This window comes from candidate division KSB1 bacterium (assembly GCA_034505495.1).
Lineage (GTDB): Bacteria > Zhuqueibacterota > Zhuqueibacteria > Residuimicrobiales > Krinioviventaceae > Fontimicrobium_A.
Map to the genome: position 1 here is coordinate 20663 of JAPDQV010000006.1, position 15507 is coordinate 36169.

Consider the following 15507-nt stretch of genomic DNA (forward strand, 5'->3'; position numbering starts at 1 on the left):
GTTATTGACTATGGAAAAGATTCTTTTTTTATCCCATACGGAAGAAAACGGCGGGCTTTCATCTCATGACTTGGAAGCGTTGACCGCTGCCGCCGATCTGGCGAAAGCAACCGGCGGCGAGCTGATCGTCGGCTTGTTCGGTGGTAAAGCAGAAGAGGCCGTCAAGCAAGTTACCGGCAAGGTTTTGGTTGTAGAGGGCACCGATTTTTCCGTGCCCCGCTACGCGACGGACGTCGCGGCGGCGGAAGTTGTCGTGCGGGCGGCCGGCGCCTCGATCGTTATTGCTCCGGGAAACAGCCGCATGATGCGCTTTTTCGCAGGCTTGGCGGCGCGTTTCGGCGGCAAAGTCGACACTCACGTCACCGGCCTCCGTGTAGAGGACCGCATCGTTCTCAGCCGCTGGACGTACCGTCAGCGCATTCAGGTACAGCTGACACGTACGGCGCGGCCGTGGTTTATCGCCGTCGAAGCGGGCGTGTTCGCTCCCTTTGCGGGTTCGGGAGCAACCGAAGTGCAAAAATTGACCGTTGCCGTTACGCCCGCACTGATGCGCACGACGGTGCATGGCGTGAAAGCGCCGCAGACCGGCGAGCAGACGATCAAGCCGGACGCCAAGCTGCTGTTTGTTGCCGGCGCCGGTTGGACGAAAAAACAAAAGGACGGCCAAGCGCATGTCGAAGAGGCGGCCGAACTGATCATGGAGTTCATCCGCAAAGCCGACGCCTCGCTCGGCAGCAGCAAGTCGCTGGTCGATCTGCAGGGCGAGGGTCAGCAGGTTCTGCCGTTCATGTCGCATCTCAATCAAGTGGGACAGACCGGCTCGACGCCGCGCCATCCCAAAGGTTTGGCGACCTGCTGTCACGGTGAAGAGCCGCATGTTGTCGGCTGGCGCTTCATCAACGAGCGCCGGGCGGTCAATCTCGACCCCAACTGCGGTTGGGCGCAGGGCAAGGCGGACGTGCTTTACGTCGCCGATGCGTTCGAGGTGATGCGGGAAGTGAATCGGCTGTTGGGGGAAAAGTGATCAATGAGTAGATGCGATCCTACTATGGGATCGCATCACCCTTTCGGGCCGGCCTGCGGTTTAAACCTGCTTTTTAGCCGACTTGTTATGAAGAACAGCAAAACAACAATATTTCCCAACATTAACATCAGCTTGCCCAATAAGGCAACGGAATTCCGATATTTATAAATCAGCACAACCCCAACGGTGGTATTGAACATTATCAGCAGGAAAAGGGGAGGTATGTGGTTTTCAGTACGGCAGTTGTGTCTGTTTTAGATTTTTAATAGTATCGGTAAAAGATTATAAGGTCTGTGTTGCAGTATATGTATCCGATGCTACATATCTTTTTTATTGCCGGGAAGAGAACCAAGCTTATTTATTTTGCCGGTAATGCGTTAGAAAGAAGCCCTTTCTCCTATCAGCACAAAGTCGAAGCGGCTCGATATCAAAAAAGGCCGAGCCGCATCAACGGCAGCGATTAAGTTCTATTTTTTAAAGAGCGCCAGCTTATCGGGCGTAATGCCGTTTTCCCTCGCCCATTCTGTTCCGCACATAAACTCTTTCTGTTTTCTTTGCCAAACCGGCAGATAGAGAATGTGCAATAAAAACCCTATTGCAGCAAGAATAAACGACCCCATCTCCGGGCGCTTGACGACCCCAAAGAGAGGGATCAACAGAGAAACGAATATCCACAAGCCATAGAGGAATGCCCGCCTCGCTGCCATAAACTTTTCTTTCGGCGTCATGTTGACGCAAATTTCTTTTACCTCTTTTGACTGAAACGGCGACCATAAGAGGAAATTCATAGCTTGGCCTTTCTATAGCAAGTCAGAGGCGCATATTAATGATGAAAGAAACATTATGAAAAAATCCATTTTCCGAATTCATACAGCAAGTATGCCGTAGAACCCCCTGCAGCAGCACCTGCGACGCTGGTACCATACCCAATTGTCGCTCCTATACAGGGAATTGCAGCAGCCCCTGCCGATGTAACATCGACGCTTATCATGTTCCATCCAAGGCCCACATCGTACTGCTTCGCCAGTCTTCCTTTTTTCAGCTTTTTTACAAAAGACAACCACTTGCTCTTTTTTCTTTATCCTGCCAATAATCATTTGACTTTTTTAGAATTGCTGACATTACGAAAATAGGTTTTGCATTATTTGAACCTAATTTTTTATTCGCGTCAAAACAAATTTTGCTCAATGAATCGCGAACGGCTGAGTGAAAAATAGACAAAGTTGCCTATTCGAATTATAAATTCCTTCTGACCATGTGAAAAAACATTGGCCTTTATTAACGAATCAAATGGAGATATTTGAGAATCGCCATGGCAAAATTCATATTCTTGTTTTGCAATACGAAATCCGATATCGAGTTTATCTTCACAAATACTGCATCCTTTTTTATTGAAAAACTCAAAAACTCCTCTTCTTGAAAAATTAAGCAGATCTTCAAAAGTGAAAATTGAGTCCTCATTTTGTTTCAAATAATCCAAATCAAAATCAAGACATGCATTATGTAAGTCGCCAATAAAAGAAAATTTGTCAACGAAATTTTAATTCAAATTTGCAGCTGCAGGCATTGCGGCATTATGCGCGCTTGTCGGGTCAGATACTTCTTTTGAGCAAGAAAAAATAGAAGTACCGTTAATAAAAAGCATTTTGCGTTCATTTTAACCCCTTTTTGTCAATGGTTAATAAGACCATATAGCAAAGCTTAAACAGCTCTGCAGTAAAAAAGACCTCACATAAACGGTCGCCTGTTGAATGTCTTTTGCTTACCCATATAAATCACCCCCCGAAAACTACACACGGACAAAAGAGAACGTAAAATTTCTATTTGCTTATTATTTTATAAGATCTTTTGTAAAGGCGGCTGCAAAATGAATTGACAATTAACATAAAATCGACCCCCAACACCTTGTTTTTGTAAATTGGGATTCCCCCTAAAAGCCAATTTTCTTTATTTATTTTAAAAAAATGGACTCATGTCAAGCAAAATCTTTATTGACATAGATAGTATTGGCTAATATGCTTTAAATCAAAGATAATTATTCTACATGAAGCGAAACCCATCCACCGGCAGAGCAAATTCGACGAACTCGATGTCTTTGAATTAGCGGGAAAGTAATAAAAAGCGGCGGCCCCATAAGAAAGCCAAGTCGCATCGCATTGAGCTCCCGCATGGGCATGGGCCGCAAAACACATTTTTGCAAGGTATTCTGTTCCATCATCAGAATGACCTTTGTAAACTGAATTAATCTCTTTACCATCACCTGCTTCATGGGCTTTTTCCATCAGACATAAAATGAATTTTAAAAAATCGGCAGCGGATATCGATGACGCCTTCTCAACTTGGAAATTTGCTCCGCGTTAGTTATTTTTTAAAAATTGCACATTTAAAGAGGTACCATTTATGCAAGCCGTTTTGATGGCTGCGGGCAAAAGCACCCGCACCTATCCCCTTACGCTCACGCGTCCGAAACCTCTTTTGCCGATTCTCAATCGGCCTCTTTTGTATCACAATCTCGACCAGTTCGTCGGTTTGTTCGACGAGGTGATTCTGATCACCGGTTACCGGAAAGAGATGATCGAAGCTCGGCTCGGCAATTCGTACCGCGGAATGCGCATTATCTACCAGGAGCAGAAAGAGCAGCTGGGCACCGGCCACGCTGCACTGCAGGCCAAGCCGCACATTCGCGGCAAATTCGTGGTGATGAACGGCGACGACCTGTTTGCGCGCGTCGATCTGGAAGCGCTGGTGCGATACGAATACGCCGCGCTGGTGATGCGCGCCGAGCACCCCGAACGCTACGGCGTCTATCAAGTCGATGCACAGAACCGCGTCCTCAATCTGGTGGAAAAGCCCAAGGAATATCTCGGCGATCTGGTGAACATCGGCTGTTATGTGCTGCAGCCCGACTTTTTCGACGAGCTGGAGCGGACGCCGCTCAGCGAGCGCGGCGAAATCGAGATTACATCCGCCATTCTCGCCACGGCGAAAAAGAGACCTTTCTATGCTTTGCCGATTCAGGGTTACTGGCGGCCGACCGGCTACGCTTGGGACCTGCTGGTTCATCAGGAGTTTCTAATGGAGCGCTGCCGAGAGTGGGAATGCCAAGGCATCATCGAAGAAGGGGTGGTGATCAAAGGCAATGTGTCGATCGGCCGCAACACCGTCGTGAAGGCCGGCGCTTATATCGAAGGGCCGGTGATCATCGGCGACGACTGCGTCATCGGGCCGAACGCCTATGTGCGCGGCTGCACGTCCATCGGCGACGGCTGCATCATCGGCGCTGCGGTGGAAATCAAAAATTCGGTCATCTTTCCGCACTGCCGCATTCAACACCTCAGTTACATCGGCGACTCGGTGATCGGTGAAGGTTGTTCCTTAGGCGCAGGAACAATCACCGCCAACCATCGTCATGACGACGGCTTTATTCAATCCATGGTAAAGGGGAAATTGATCAATACGGAGCGCAAAAAGTTGGGCGCTGTTTTGGGCGACGGCGTATCGACCGGCATCCATACGTCAATTTATCCGGGCAGGAAAATTTGGCCGCACATGACCACTAGGCCGGGACAAGTCGTCCAAAGCGATTTAATGCCGGCAGGCGCGGTGTGGGATTAGATGCGCAGAGAGAGTCCTGCGGCAAGTCCTAACCCTGTCGAGGTAGCCGAAGTCAAGCCGCTGTAGGTGCGAAAGGCGGCGTCGAACGAAAAGCGGCGCAGGCTGATGCCGAAGCCGCCGGAGAAAAAGTCCGGACCAAGACCGCCGCGCGATGCTCCCGCGCGGACGAAAAGATAGTCAGTCAAGCGGATTTCGCCGCCGATCGCCAAACGGGGGTCGCGGCTGGAAAGCGCCGAGTCGCGAAAACCGACCTCGAACTCTGCCGAAACCAGATAGTTGTCGGCAAAAGGCGCCGCCATCGCGATGTTGAGCACTCGCGGCAGCCGTACCAAATGCTTTTCAACGGGTTCCTGATAATAGTCGGTGATAAAAAACGAATCGATGGAGGCGCTGCGCAAAAGTGCCTCCAGAGGCTGTTCTTTCAAACGAAAATCGAAAGTAGATTTTACGGCGCGAATATCCCACTCCATTTGCGAAAGCGGGTTGTGCAGAATGACCGAGGCGATCCATTTATTCTGCAGCTGCAGACTGAGAGCTGCGGTAAGCGCGTAGCCGCGGCCTCCTTCCGCATAGTCCAGATCCAGCGTTCCCGCGCCCGAAATGCCTGCAAAAGTGGTTTGCGAAATAAAGTGCGAGCGGGTAATGCGGGCATAAGAGAGACCGTAGAGATAGCGCGCCGTCACCCCCCAGGACAACGTCTCGATGACGCTGTTTTCGACCGCGTAACCTTTGCCGAATCCCAATCCCATGGCTATTGCACTCATCCCGTCGCCTTGAACGGGATTAAATTCGTAGAGGCGATTGAGTTCGTTGCCGTGCAGCATCAGTTCGAACAGTTCGCGGGCGAAGGATCCCGAATAACTGCTGAATCCGCGCACGCCGAAAGCAAAGGGGCCGTATCCCAAGCTCAGGCCGTGAAGCCGCAGATTGGAGGAGAGCTCGAATCCTTCCCGCGGCACGGCGTTAAGAATGGTCTCGACCTCCCTCTCATCCAGATAGGTGCCGACGTAGCGTTGATAAATGACGTGCGACCAGGCGTTGTTGGTAAAATCGCCGCTGATGCCGAAAAAATTCATGGAAAAGGGGTTACGAAAAGGCAGACCCAGGTTGGCGGGATTGAGAAAGATGGCGTCGCAGCCGGTCGCTGCAGCCGAATAGGCGCCGGACATGGCGTACTGGCGCGCGTTGGTAAAGATATCCGACGCGCCTGCTGCGGCGAACATGCAAAAAGCTAAAAAGAACCCGCGTTTCATAGGCTTCGCCGGTCTTTAAGAAGAGGGAGCGGCGATTCGCTCCCTCGCGTTACGTTCTCAGGTGCCCATTTCCCAAGAGGAGAGGTACTCTTTTTGTTCTTCGGTCAGCTCGTCGATTTCGATGTTCATCGCCTTGAGCTTGAGGCGGGAGACCCAATCCTCGATCTCTTTGGGCACATTGTGCACTTTGACTTCCAGTTTGCCGGCATTCTTGACCGCCCATTCGGTCGCCAGCGCCTGCGTGGCAAAACTCATGTCCATGACCGAAGCCGGATGGCCTTCCGCAGCGGCCAAATTGATGAGCCTGCCCTCCGCCAGAACATAGATGCGGCGGCCGTTGGGCAGGGTGTATTCATCGACCAAACGACGCACTTCGATCGGCCCTTTGACGGCTATTTTTTTCAAGCCCTCGAGGTCGATCTCGACGTTGAAATGGCCCGAATTGGCGACGATGGCGCCATCCTTCATGACCAGCATGTGCTCCGGACGAATGACGTGAATGTCGCCCGTGAGGGTGCAGAACAGATCGCCGACTTTGGCGGCTTCCATCATCGGCATGACGCGAAAGCCGTCCATAGCCGCCTCCAGGGCGCGGATTGGATCGACTTCGGTGACGATGACGTCGGCGCCCATGCCGCGGCAGCGTGAAGCGAAACCGCGTCCGCACCAGCCGTAACCGGCCACGACGACCGTTTTGCCGGCCAGCAGAACATCCGTCGCGCGTATAATGCCGTCTACCGTGGACTGGCCGGTGCCGTAGCGATTATCGAACAGGTTTTTGGTCATGGCATCGTTGACGGCGATGACCGGAAACTTGAGCGCCCCGTCCTTGGCCATAGCGCGCAGGCGGATGACGCCTGTGGTCGTCTCTTCCATGCTGCCGATGATTTGCTTGGCAATTTCGGGATAATCGGAGTGGATGTTGGAGACCAGATCAGCCCCATCGTCCATGGTGATGACCGGTCCGTGCTCGATGGCGGCGCGGATATGATCGTAATAGGTCTTGTGATCTTCGCCTTTTATGGCGTAAACGGGAATACCGAAATCGCGCACCAGTGAAGCGGCGACGTCGTCCTGCGTGGACAGCGGGTTGGAAGCGCACAGCACCAAATCCGCCCCGCCGGCCTGCAGCGTGCGCATCAGGTTGGCCGTTTCGGCGGTCACATGCAGACAGGCGGACATTTTGCGTCCCGCCAGCGGCTTTTCTTTGGCGAACCGTTCGCGCACCTGCCGCAAAACCGGCATGTCGCGCTCGGCCCATTCGATGCGCATTTTGCCGCCGTCGGCAAGATTGATATTTTTAATATCGTAATTCACTCTTCCTCCAATGAATGACGGGCATCAGCCCTTCAGCAGATCCTGAACCTTGTCGGTCTTTTCCCAAGTAAAGTTTTCGCCGGTGCGGCCGAAATGTCCGTAAACCGCGGTCTCTTTGTAAATCGGCCGGCGCAGATTGAGGGTAGTGATGATGCCCTTCGGCGTCAGATCAAAGTTCTTGCGCACCAGGCGCACCAGTTCCTGATCATCGATTTTGCCGGTACCGAAGGTATCGACCAGCACGGAAACCGGCTCGGCAATGCCGATGGCATAGGCGATTTGAATTTCGCACTTTTTGGCCAGACCCGCGGCGACAATATTCTTGGCAATATAGCGGGCCATATAAGCGCCGGAGCGGTCGACCTTTGTCGGGTCTTTGCCGGAAAATGCGCCGCCGCCGTGCCGAGCATAGCCGCCGTAGGTATCGACAATGATCTTGCGGCCGGTGAGGCCGGCATCGCCCTGCGGACCGCCGGTCACAAAGCGGCCGGTCGGATTGATGTGGTATGTGATGCCCTTGGTGGGAATCAAGTCTTTCGGCAGAATCGGATAAATGACGTTCTCGATGATGTCGTGACGAATGGTTTCATAATCTACTTCCGGGTGATGCTGAGCGGAAATGACCACCGTATCGATTTCCGCCGGCACGCCGTCGACGTAGCGGACGGTGACTTGGGATTTGCCGTCCGGCCGCAGGTAGGGGATTTCGCCGCTTTTGCGCACCAGGGCCAAGCGCTTGGCCAATTTGTGCGCCAGCATAATCGGCAGCGGCATGAGCTCTTCGGTTTCATCGCAGGCAAAGCCGAACATCATCCCCTGATCGCCGGCGCCGTCGCGGTTCACACCCAGCGCAATGTCGGGAGACTGCTGATCGATCGACGTCAGCACAGCGCAGGTTTCGTAATCAAAGCCGTAATGCGCATTGGTGTAGCCGATCTCCTCGATCGTCTGCCGGACGATGGTGGGGATATCGACATAAACCTCGGTGGTAATTTCACCCCCGACGAGCACCAGGCCGGTGGTGACGAACGTCTCGCAGGCGACACGGCCGTAGGGATCGCCCGCAAAGACCGCATCGAGAACCGCATCGGAGATCTGATCGGCAATCTTGTCGGGATGGCCCTCGGTGACCGACTCGGAAGTAAACAAAATTTCTGACATAGAGTTTCTCCTTTAATTCACCGGCATTCGAGCCGGAGTCATTCCAAAAAAGCGGCTGATAGTACCCGCAAATAAACAAACATGCGGAAATCTATAGCCGCTCGTCGACTAGTTATTCCTTTGATCGATTGGCGATTTCACGCTTCAAGTGGTCGATCGGCTTGATCAGCGTGGGATCGACGCCATTGAGGAGAGCCAGATAGTAGCTGACAAAATCCGCCCAAATTACCAAAGAAAAGGTTCGACAGAGACGCGATTCTCCTTCCGGCTCCAGCTCCGTGACCGGCACACGGCAAGCGGCGATCAGGTCACGGCTGATTTCCAACCGCTCTTTGAGTTCGGGCGAATTGTGATCATCCATTAAAAAGATAACGTGATAGAGTTCCGGGTTAAGAATCGCCTCATTCCACATACAGATCTCGTTGTGATTCATTTCGGGAATGAGGTTACTGAAAGCAGGCGCCTTGGCGTTTTCGTTCAGCTGATTTCGCCACCGCAACGGCAGAGCAGAATTGGGTTCGTCTGCGGCATAGATCACGGCGATTCTGCCCTTCAGTGCCTCCGCCAGTTTGACGGCGCGATTTTCCGCCTTTTTATAGTCGGCCAGTTCCGCCGTAAGGCGCTCCGCCATTTCGATGGTTTCCGCTACATCCTCTTCTGCTACGGAAATGATGCCGTACTCCTGCAGAATGCGCATTAGAGCGAAAAAGAGATACCCAAGGGCGCAACGGGGCGGCAGACCCTCCGGCACCCGTACCAAACCCCATTCGTTCTTGACGGCCTTTTTGGCCAGCTTTCCGGCCGAGGCGATGCAGACGATGGGCGCGCCCGCATCCGCCGCCTGCTGAACGGCCGCCAGCGTTTCTTCGGTATCGCCCGAATAGCTGCAGGCAATGACCAACGAATGGGCGCTGATAAATTGCGGCAGACGATAGTCGCGATTGACAATCAACGGCAAATCGAGCAGATCACCATATAGACCGGCGATCAGATCACCGCCGACGGCTGAACCGCCCATGCCGGTGATGACCAAGTGGTGCAGCGGTACGGAGGCGTCGGGTAAGGGGAGTTCAGGTTGTAATAGAACGGCTTCGCGCAGCTGTTGCGGCGTGCGAAGCAGTATATCGAACATATTCGCTTCATCGAATCGGAACAATTCCTCAAGATTCATAAACACCGTTTTAGTGAGTTTTCCGGTTTTTTAAATCAGCATTTCCATCGAAAATTTGCGGCGGAAAGAATCATTCAAAAAGCGCTGGATTTTGTCGATGCTTGCTAATTCGAAAAGCTGCGCAACCATTTCTTCGCATTCTTCCACCGAAACGTTACGGATGATTTCTTTGATATAAGGCAAAGAGCCGGGACTGACGCTGAACTCATCCAGCCCCATGCCGATGAGGATCATGGTGACGAGCGGATCGCCAGCCATCTCGCCGCACATGCCTACCCATACGCCCTGCTCATGAGCTTTTTGGATGACGCCGGCGATGAGACGAAAGACGGCCGGGTGATAAGGCTGGTAGAGATAGAGCAAATGCGGGTTACCGCGGTCGACCGCCACCGTATACTGCACCAAGTCGTTGGTGCCGATGCTGAGAAAGTCGCATTCTTTGGCAATGAGATCGGCGACGACGGCGGCTGCCGGCACTTCGATCATGGCGCCGAGCGGCAACTGCTCGGCAAACGGCAGTTTTTCTCGGCGCAGCTCTTCCTGGATTTCGGCAATGATGCGCCGGCACTGAATGATTTCTTCGACGCTGGTAATCATCGGCAGCATGATGCGGATGTCGCCGTGCAAACCGGCTCGGTAAATGGCGCGAAGCTGCGTACGAAAGAGCGAAGAGGCGCCGTTGAAATAGAGACGAACACCGCGTACGCCGAGAAACGGGTTCTGTTCAGGCGGCAACGTAATGAACGGCGGCAGTTTGTCGCCGCCCAGGTCGAAGGTGCGGATGATCAGCGGTTTACCCTTCATCGCCTTGGCGAGTCGAGTGTATTCTTCCACCTGCCGTTCTTCCGTAGGCAGCTCGGCGCCTGACAGAAAGAGATACTCGGTGCGAAAGAGGCCGACTCCATCCCCGCCCATGGCGATGACGCTCTCGGCTTCTTCGATAAACTCGATGTTGCAGGCCAGTTCGATGTTCTTGCCGTCGAGCGTGCGGGCAGGAAGGTCTTTGAGCTTTTCCAACCGCTGCAGGCGGTCAAGATACTTTTCGCGCCGCTTGCGATAGAACGCCTCGGTCACCGGTGTCGGATTGAGGATCAGCACGCCCTCGCTTCCATCCAGAATTGCCCAATCGCCGTCCTTAATCGAGGCTGCTCCTTCCTTCAAGCCTACTACCGCAGGCACATTGATGGATCGTGCAAGAATCGTAGCGTGGGAGGTGCGCGCGCCGAAATCCATGGCAAATCCGAGCACCTTGCCGCGTTCCAGGTGCACGGTGTCTGACGGCGTCAGCTCGCGGGCAAAAATAATGGAAGGCTCTTCGAGTACGATCGGCGCGATTTCGCTGCCGAGCAGGTGGTGAAGGACACGCCGTTTAAGGTCGCGCACGTCGGCATGACGGGCACGAAACATCTCGTCGCCGAGTGCTGAAAGCTTTTCGATATAGCGGTCCATGACTTCGGAAAAAGCGTATTCCGCTCCGACGCGCTCTTTTTGAATCATGTCGCGGCATTCATCGATCACCATCGGATCGGAAAGCATGGCCTGATGGACGCGGAAGATCTGAGCGGCGTCGGGACTATAAGCCGCCGAGGTCTGCTGATAGATGATTTCGAGTTCTTCACTTGACTGGTTAAGGGCCTGCATCAGTCTTTCCATTTCGGCGGCGGCCTGGTCGGCTTCGATCGTGCGGCGCGAAATCATGGCGACTTCGCCGGTCAGAATCCGTACCGGCCCGATGACTACACCGGGTGAAGCAGCCACACCCTGCAGGCGAATTTCTTTAGCGGCTTTTGCCATGAGAGCCCTTTAAAATTGCTCTTCCAACAGCGATATTTTTTCCATAACCTCGGTCAAGGCCTGCATGGCCTCCTCTTCGTCCTCCCCCTCAATGCGCAGGATCAGCTCGCTGTTTTTGCGCGCCTCCAGCGTCAAGATGCCCATAATGCTCTTGGCATTGATTTCTTCGCCGTCTTTGGAAATATAGATCGCCGAGCGAAATTTCGAGGCCTCCTCGACAATCATTCGCGCCGGGCGTGCATGTAGACCATATTGATTCTTGACGACAAACGACTTGGTAATCATTTTCTTTTTCAATCCCGCATGGAATTAATAAACAGAAAACAAAAGTCCGACGAGCAGGCTGACGGCGAGTACAGTCAGCAAAATAAAGTGTACAGAACGCCTTAAAATTACGAGTATCGATGCTGCCGCGAAGCAGCACCAAAACACAATAAATAGGACGAAATCCTCATTTTTAGCCAAGCACCAGTCCGCAGCGAGAATGGTAAGAAAGCCGGCGACCATAATGCCGATGCCGGACAGCAAGGAAGTGATCTTGCCGAACGGCAGTTTCGTCAGCACCTCGATGACGTTGAACCCGCGCTCGTAGCCTTTCTTCATGCCGTAATAGCGGGCGAAAAGGTGCGGAATATTATAAACAAGCAGATATATCGGCACGGCGATCCAGCCGAACAGCAAAGCGATGCAGAGCGCGGCGGCGCTGGTCAACGGCTTCCAGCGGCTCCAAAACAGCTGGTCGCCTAGACTTCCCAACGGCCCGCTCATTTGCTGCTTGAACAGACTGATCTGCTCTTTCTGGGTTTTCTGCGCAGCTGCCGCCTCTTCTTCCAGTCGAACGACAGCTCCAAGGCACCAGCCGGTAAAGTAAGGATGCGAGTTGAAAAACTCTAAATGGCGGCGCAAAAAGGCGGACCGTTCCTCGGGAGTGTGAAAGAGCCGTTTTGCAATCGGGATCATGCAGTAGGCAAAGCCCATACCGATCAGCGATTTATAATTCCAAGTCGCCTGAATAGTGAATGATCGCAAAAAAACTTTGCGCAGGTCGCTTTTTGGTACGAGGTTGCTCATTGCATCCGCAGCAAAAGTAACAGCAGTCCCAGTGCAGCACCGATAAAAATCAAATAGCGCTGCCTGGTCTGGGTCCAAAACATGTGAATCAGAAAGACGCTTTCGGCCGCTAAAAGACCGCCGATTGCCGCTTTAAACATTCGATCATACGGATGGGGAAACCCCATCAACAGATAGGGAATTACGGCCGTTAAAACGATCGAAGAGATGAAAACGCAAAAAAAGCCGAGAAGAAAGGCGGCTAAAAGGCCTGAGCGATGCGCGCCGGCGATGTCGCGCGGCCGAATTTGGCGCAGCTCCAAAATGCGGGTGTAGTTGCGTGTATTAAAGCTCCGCATGCGGCTGACCAAAACACCGCCGACGGCGCTGACCACCAAAGCTGTCAAAATCGCGAAAAAAATAACGGCATCCTCACGATCCGGAAAGCGTCGGATGCACAACTCGGCAACGGCTGCAGCCGATACCGCGCCGACGTTGCTCTCGGAAAATTTGGCAGCGCCGACGGGCAGCTCGCTGATGTAGGCAAGCTCCAACAGTATGCCGATCAAAAGCCCGAGCTGAAGATTTCCGAGAATCAACCCGACAACAGAGCAGGTCACCAGAGGCCGCGAGGTCATGATCTGCAGAAATGCGGTCGTATCCATCGATACCAAACCGCCCCACAAACTGACCAATACAATTTCGGGCAACACGCACGGACTCCTTGCTTCTCTTTTTAAACATAACTATTTTTAAATTAATAAGCAACTAAAAAACCTTGCCGAATGAAAGTCAATGAAACCGATCTACCTGGATTATAACGCCACCACACCCGTTTTGCCGGCGGTCAAGGAAGCCATGCTGCCCTTTTTGGACGAGCGGTTCGGCAATCCCTCGAGCACGCATCCATACGGCACAACGGCCAGACTGGCAGTCGAGGAAGCGCGACGACAAGTCGCCGAGTTGTTAAGGGCTCGGCCGGAGGAAATTTATTTCACCAGCGGCGGCACCGAATCGAACAACTGGGCTATAAAAGGCTGCGCCTTTTCCGAAGGCCGCCGCAGCGGCCATATCATCACCAGCGCCGTCGAGCATCCGGCCGTGCTCGAGGTCTGCGACTATCTGGAACAACAAGGCTTTCGGATAACGCGAGTGCCTGTGGATGCTTACGGCATGGTCGATCCTGCGGATGTCGAAAAAGCCGTCCGTGCCGACACCTTTTTGATCACCATCATGCACGCGAATAATGAAGTCGGTACGATTCAGCCGATCGCCGAAATCGCCCGCATTGCCGAAAAGCACGGTCTGTTGCTGCATACAGATGCGGCGCAGTCGATCGGCAAAATTCCGGTGCATGTCGATGAACTGGGCGTTGATCTTTTGAGCATTGCCGGTCACAAGCTTTACGCCCCCAAGGGCGTTGGGGCGCTTTACATCCGCCGCGGCACTCGGCTGGCAAAATTTATGCACGGCGCCGGCCATGAACGAGGGCAGCGCGCCGGAACGGAGAACGTAGCTGCGATCGTCGCTTTGGGTAAAGCCTGTGAGCTGGCCGGTGCCGAACTCGAAGAGCGGATGGCCAAAAGCAATCGTCAAAGCGGACGCTTGGCGCAGGCGCTTCTCGACATGCCCGGAGTGCGGCGCAATGGTCACCCGCAGCAATGCCTACCCAACACCGTCAGCCTCAGTTTCTACGGGCTGGACGCCAACACGATTCTTTCTGCGCTCGATCAGATTGCCGCCTCCGCCGGCGCCGCCTGCCACGCAGCGGACGTCAGCATCTCGCATGTACTCCAGGCGATGAACGTGCCGATCGATTGGGCGCGCGGCACCATTCGCTTTTCCTTGGGTGTCCCGACAACCGATGAAGAGATCGAGCGGGCAATCGATTTGATTCAGTCCGTCATTAGGCAATTGCGGGGAGAAGCCGAACAGGAGATACGCGGCGAAGAAATTCGCCTGACGCAGTTTACGCACGGGTTAGGCTGCGCCTGCAAGATGCGTCCCCAGCTCTTGGAGCAGGTGTTGGCAGCCATGACGCCGCCGCGGGATGCAAAGGTTCTCGTAGGCCTCGAGTCCTCGGACGACGCTGCAGTTTATCAAATCGACTCCTCAACGGCGATCGTGCAGACGGTCGACTTTTTTACTCCGATTCTCGATGACCCGTACCAATTCGGCGCAGTAGCGGCGGCAAACTCGTTGAGCGACATCTATGCCATGGGCGGGCAGCCGCTCTTCGCCCTGAATATCGTCGCCTTTCCGTCCGCCAGGTTACCGCTTTGGGTTCTGCAGGAAATTCTGCGCGGCGCCCGCGACAAAGCGGACGAAGCCGGTGTCGTCATCATCGGCGGGCACACGATCGACGACACGGAGCCGAAATACGGTCTGGCTGTCACCGGTCGGCTGAATCCGAATCGCATATGGCGCAACATCGGCGCAAAGCCCGGCGACGCTTTGGTATTGACCAAGCCGATCGGCACCGGTGTCCTGACTACCGCACTCAAGCGCCGCATGATCGATGCCGGCACGGCAAGAACAGCTTTTGAGGTCATGGCTTCACTGAACCGAACCGCCGCCGAGATTGCCGCGCAGTTCCCGGTGCACGCGTGCACGGACGTGACCGGTTTTGGGCTTTTGGGTCATCTTTTGGAGATGGTAGGCGGCAGCGGTGTAAGCGCATTGGTCCGAAGTGAAGATGTGCCGCTGCTTCCAGCAGCGTCGGAGCTTGCCGCCGCAGGAGCAATTCCCGGCGGCACCGAAAGCAACCTGGCCTATCTGCGCGATTATGTCGAGTTTTCGAAACGGCTTTCTCCCACCCTTCGGCGGCTGCTCGCCGATGCGCAAACCTCCGGCGGCCTATTGTTTGCTTTGGATTCCGACTCGGCAATGCGGCTCGCCGCCGCTTTGCATCGCGCTGGCGTTTCCGCAGCAATCATCGGCGAGATCATCGAAAAAAAGGGTAAAAGCATTTATGTACAATAAGTTCTGCAAAAATGCCTTGATTTTAAAGTCGTTTAAAAGTATATTTTCCGGCTTTATTCATTTTGCTCCAATGGGCAAAATTTTTCCAGATGCACATTTGAACGAAAAAGAGCCCGCTGCAAAGGTCGGCGGGTAAGGAC

Annotated in this window: 13 protein-coding genes; 3 read left to right on the forward strand and 10 right to left on the reverse strand. The window is 53.7% G+C overall.

What is annotated here, in order from left to right:
• Positions 1-10 precede the first annotated feature (10 nt).
• On the forward strand, positions 11-1024 hold the full coding sequence (locus ONB24_03990; protein ID MDZ7315264.1) for an electron transfer flavoprotein subunit alpha: 1014 nt from the start codon (positions 11-13) through the stop codon (positions 1022-1024).
• A gap of 467 nt (positions 1025-1491) precedes the next feature.
• On the opposite strand, the gene ONB24_03995 is transcribed toward ONB24_03990, so the two are convergent.
• Entirely contained in the window at positions 1492-1812 is a 321-nt protein-coding gene (locus ONB24_03995; GenBank protein ID MDZ7315265.1) for a hypothetical protein, read from the reverse strand.
• A gap of 1247 nt (positions 1813-3059) precedes the next feature.
• Entirely contained in the window at positions 3060-3293 is a 234-nt protein-coding gene (locus ONB24_04000) for a hypothetical protein (GenBank protein MDZ7315266.1), read from the reverse strand.
• A 131-nt stretch (positions 3294-3424) separates the two neighbouring features.
• On the opposite strand from ONB24_04000, the gene ONB24_04005 reads away from it, so the two are divergent.
• Positions 3425-4639, forward strand: a complete 1215-nt coding sequence (locus tag ONB24_04005) for a sugar phosphate nucleotidyltransferase (protein ID MDZ7315267.1) — start codon at positions 3425-3427, stop codon at positions 4637-4639.
• Here the strand turns inward: ONB24_04005 and ONB24_04010 are convergent.
• The 8 genes from ONB24_04010 to ONB24_04045 form a co-directional block, all read right to left on the reverse strand.
• Positions 4636-5892, reverse strand: a complete 1257-nt coding sequence (locus tag ONB24_04010; GenBank protein ID MDZ7315268.1) for a DUF5723 family protein — start codon at positions 5890-5892, stop codon at positions 4636-4638. The two genes, ONB24_04005 and ONB24_04010, sit on opposite strands and share 4 nt — an antisense overlap.
• Before the next feature lie 57 nt (positions 5893-5949).
• Positions 5950-7209 carry an adenosylhomocysteinase gene (gene ahcY / locus ONB24_04015; protein MDZ7315269.1) on the reverse strand — a complete coding sequence of 420 codons (1260 nt, stop codon included), beginning with the start codon at positions 7207-7209 and terminating at the stop codon, positions 5950-5952.
• 24 nt (positions 7210-7233) lie between these two features.
• Positions 7234-8370, reverse strand: coding sequence for a methionine adenosyltransferase (gene metK, locus ONB24_04020; protein MDZ7315270.1), 1137 nt, complete (start codon positions 8368-8370; stop codon positions 7234-7236).
• A gap of 112 nt (positions 8371-8482) precedes the next feature.
• The gene (locus ONB24_04025; protein ID MDZ7315271.1) at positions 8483-9541 is read right to left on the reverse strand and encodes a bifunctional phosphoglucose/phosphomannose isomerase; all 1059 of its coding nucleotides are present in this window, start codon (positions 9539-9541) and stop codon (positions 8483-8485) included.
• 30 nt (positions 9542-9571) lie between these two features.
• Entirely contained in the window at positions 9572-11335 is a 1764-nt protein-coding gene (gene ptsP, locus ONB24_04030) for a phosphoenolpyruvate--protein phosphotransferase (GenBank protein ID MDZ7315272.1), read from the reverse strand.
• Positions 11336-11344: 9 nt separating this feature from the next.
• The gene (locus ONB24_04035; protein MDZ7315273.1) at positions 11345-11620 is read right to left on the reverse strand and encodes an HPr family phosphocarrier protein; all 276 of its coding nucleotides are present in this window, start codon (positions 11618-11620) and stop codon (positions 11345-11347) included.
• Between the two features lie 24 nt (positions 11621-11644).
• A complete protein-coding gene (locus tag ONB24_04040; protein MDZ7315274.1) occupies positions 11645-12406 on the reverse strand; it encodes a PTS system mannose/fructose/sorbose family transporter subunit IID in 762 nt (253 codons plus the stop codon).
• Positions 12403-13098, reverse strand: coding sequence for a PTS sugar transporter subunit IIC (locus tag ONB24_04045; protein MDZ7315275.1), 696 nt, complete (start codon positions 13096-13098; stop codon positions 12403-12405). Before ONB24_04045 ends, ONB24_04040 begins: the two co-directional genes overlap by 4 nt.
• An 82-nt stretch (positions 13099-13180) precedes the next feature.
• Between ONB24_04045 and selD the strand changes: the two genes are divergently transcribed.
• The gene (gene selD, locus ONB24_04050; protein MDZ7315276.1) at positions 13181-15367 is read left to right on the forward strand and encodes a selenide, water dikinase SelD; all 2187 of its coding nucleotides are present in this window, start codon (positions 13181-13183) and stop codon (positions 15365-15367) included.
• The last annotated feature ends 140 nt before the right edge of the window (positions 15368-15507 follow it).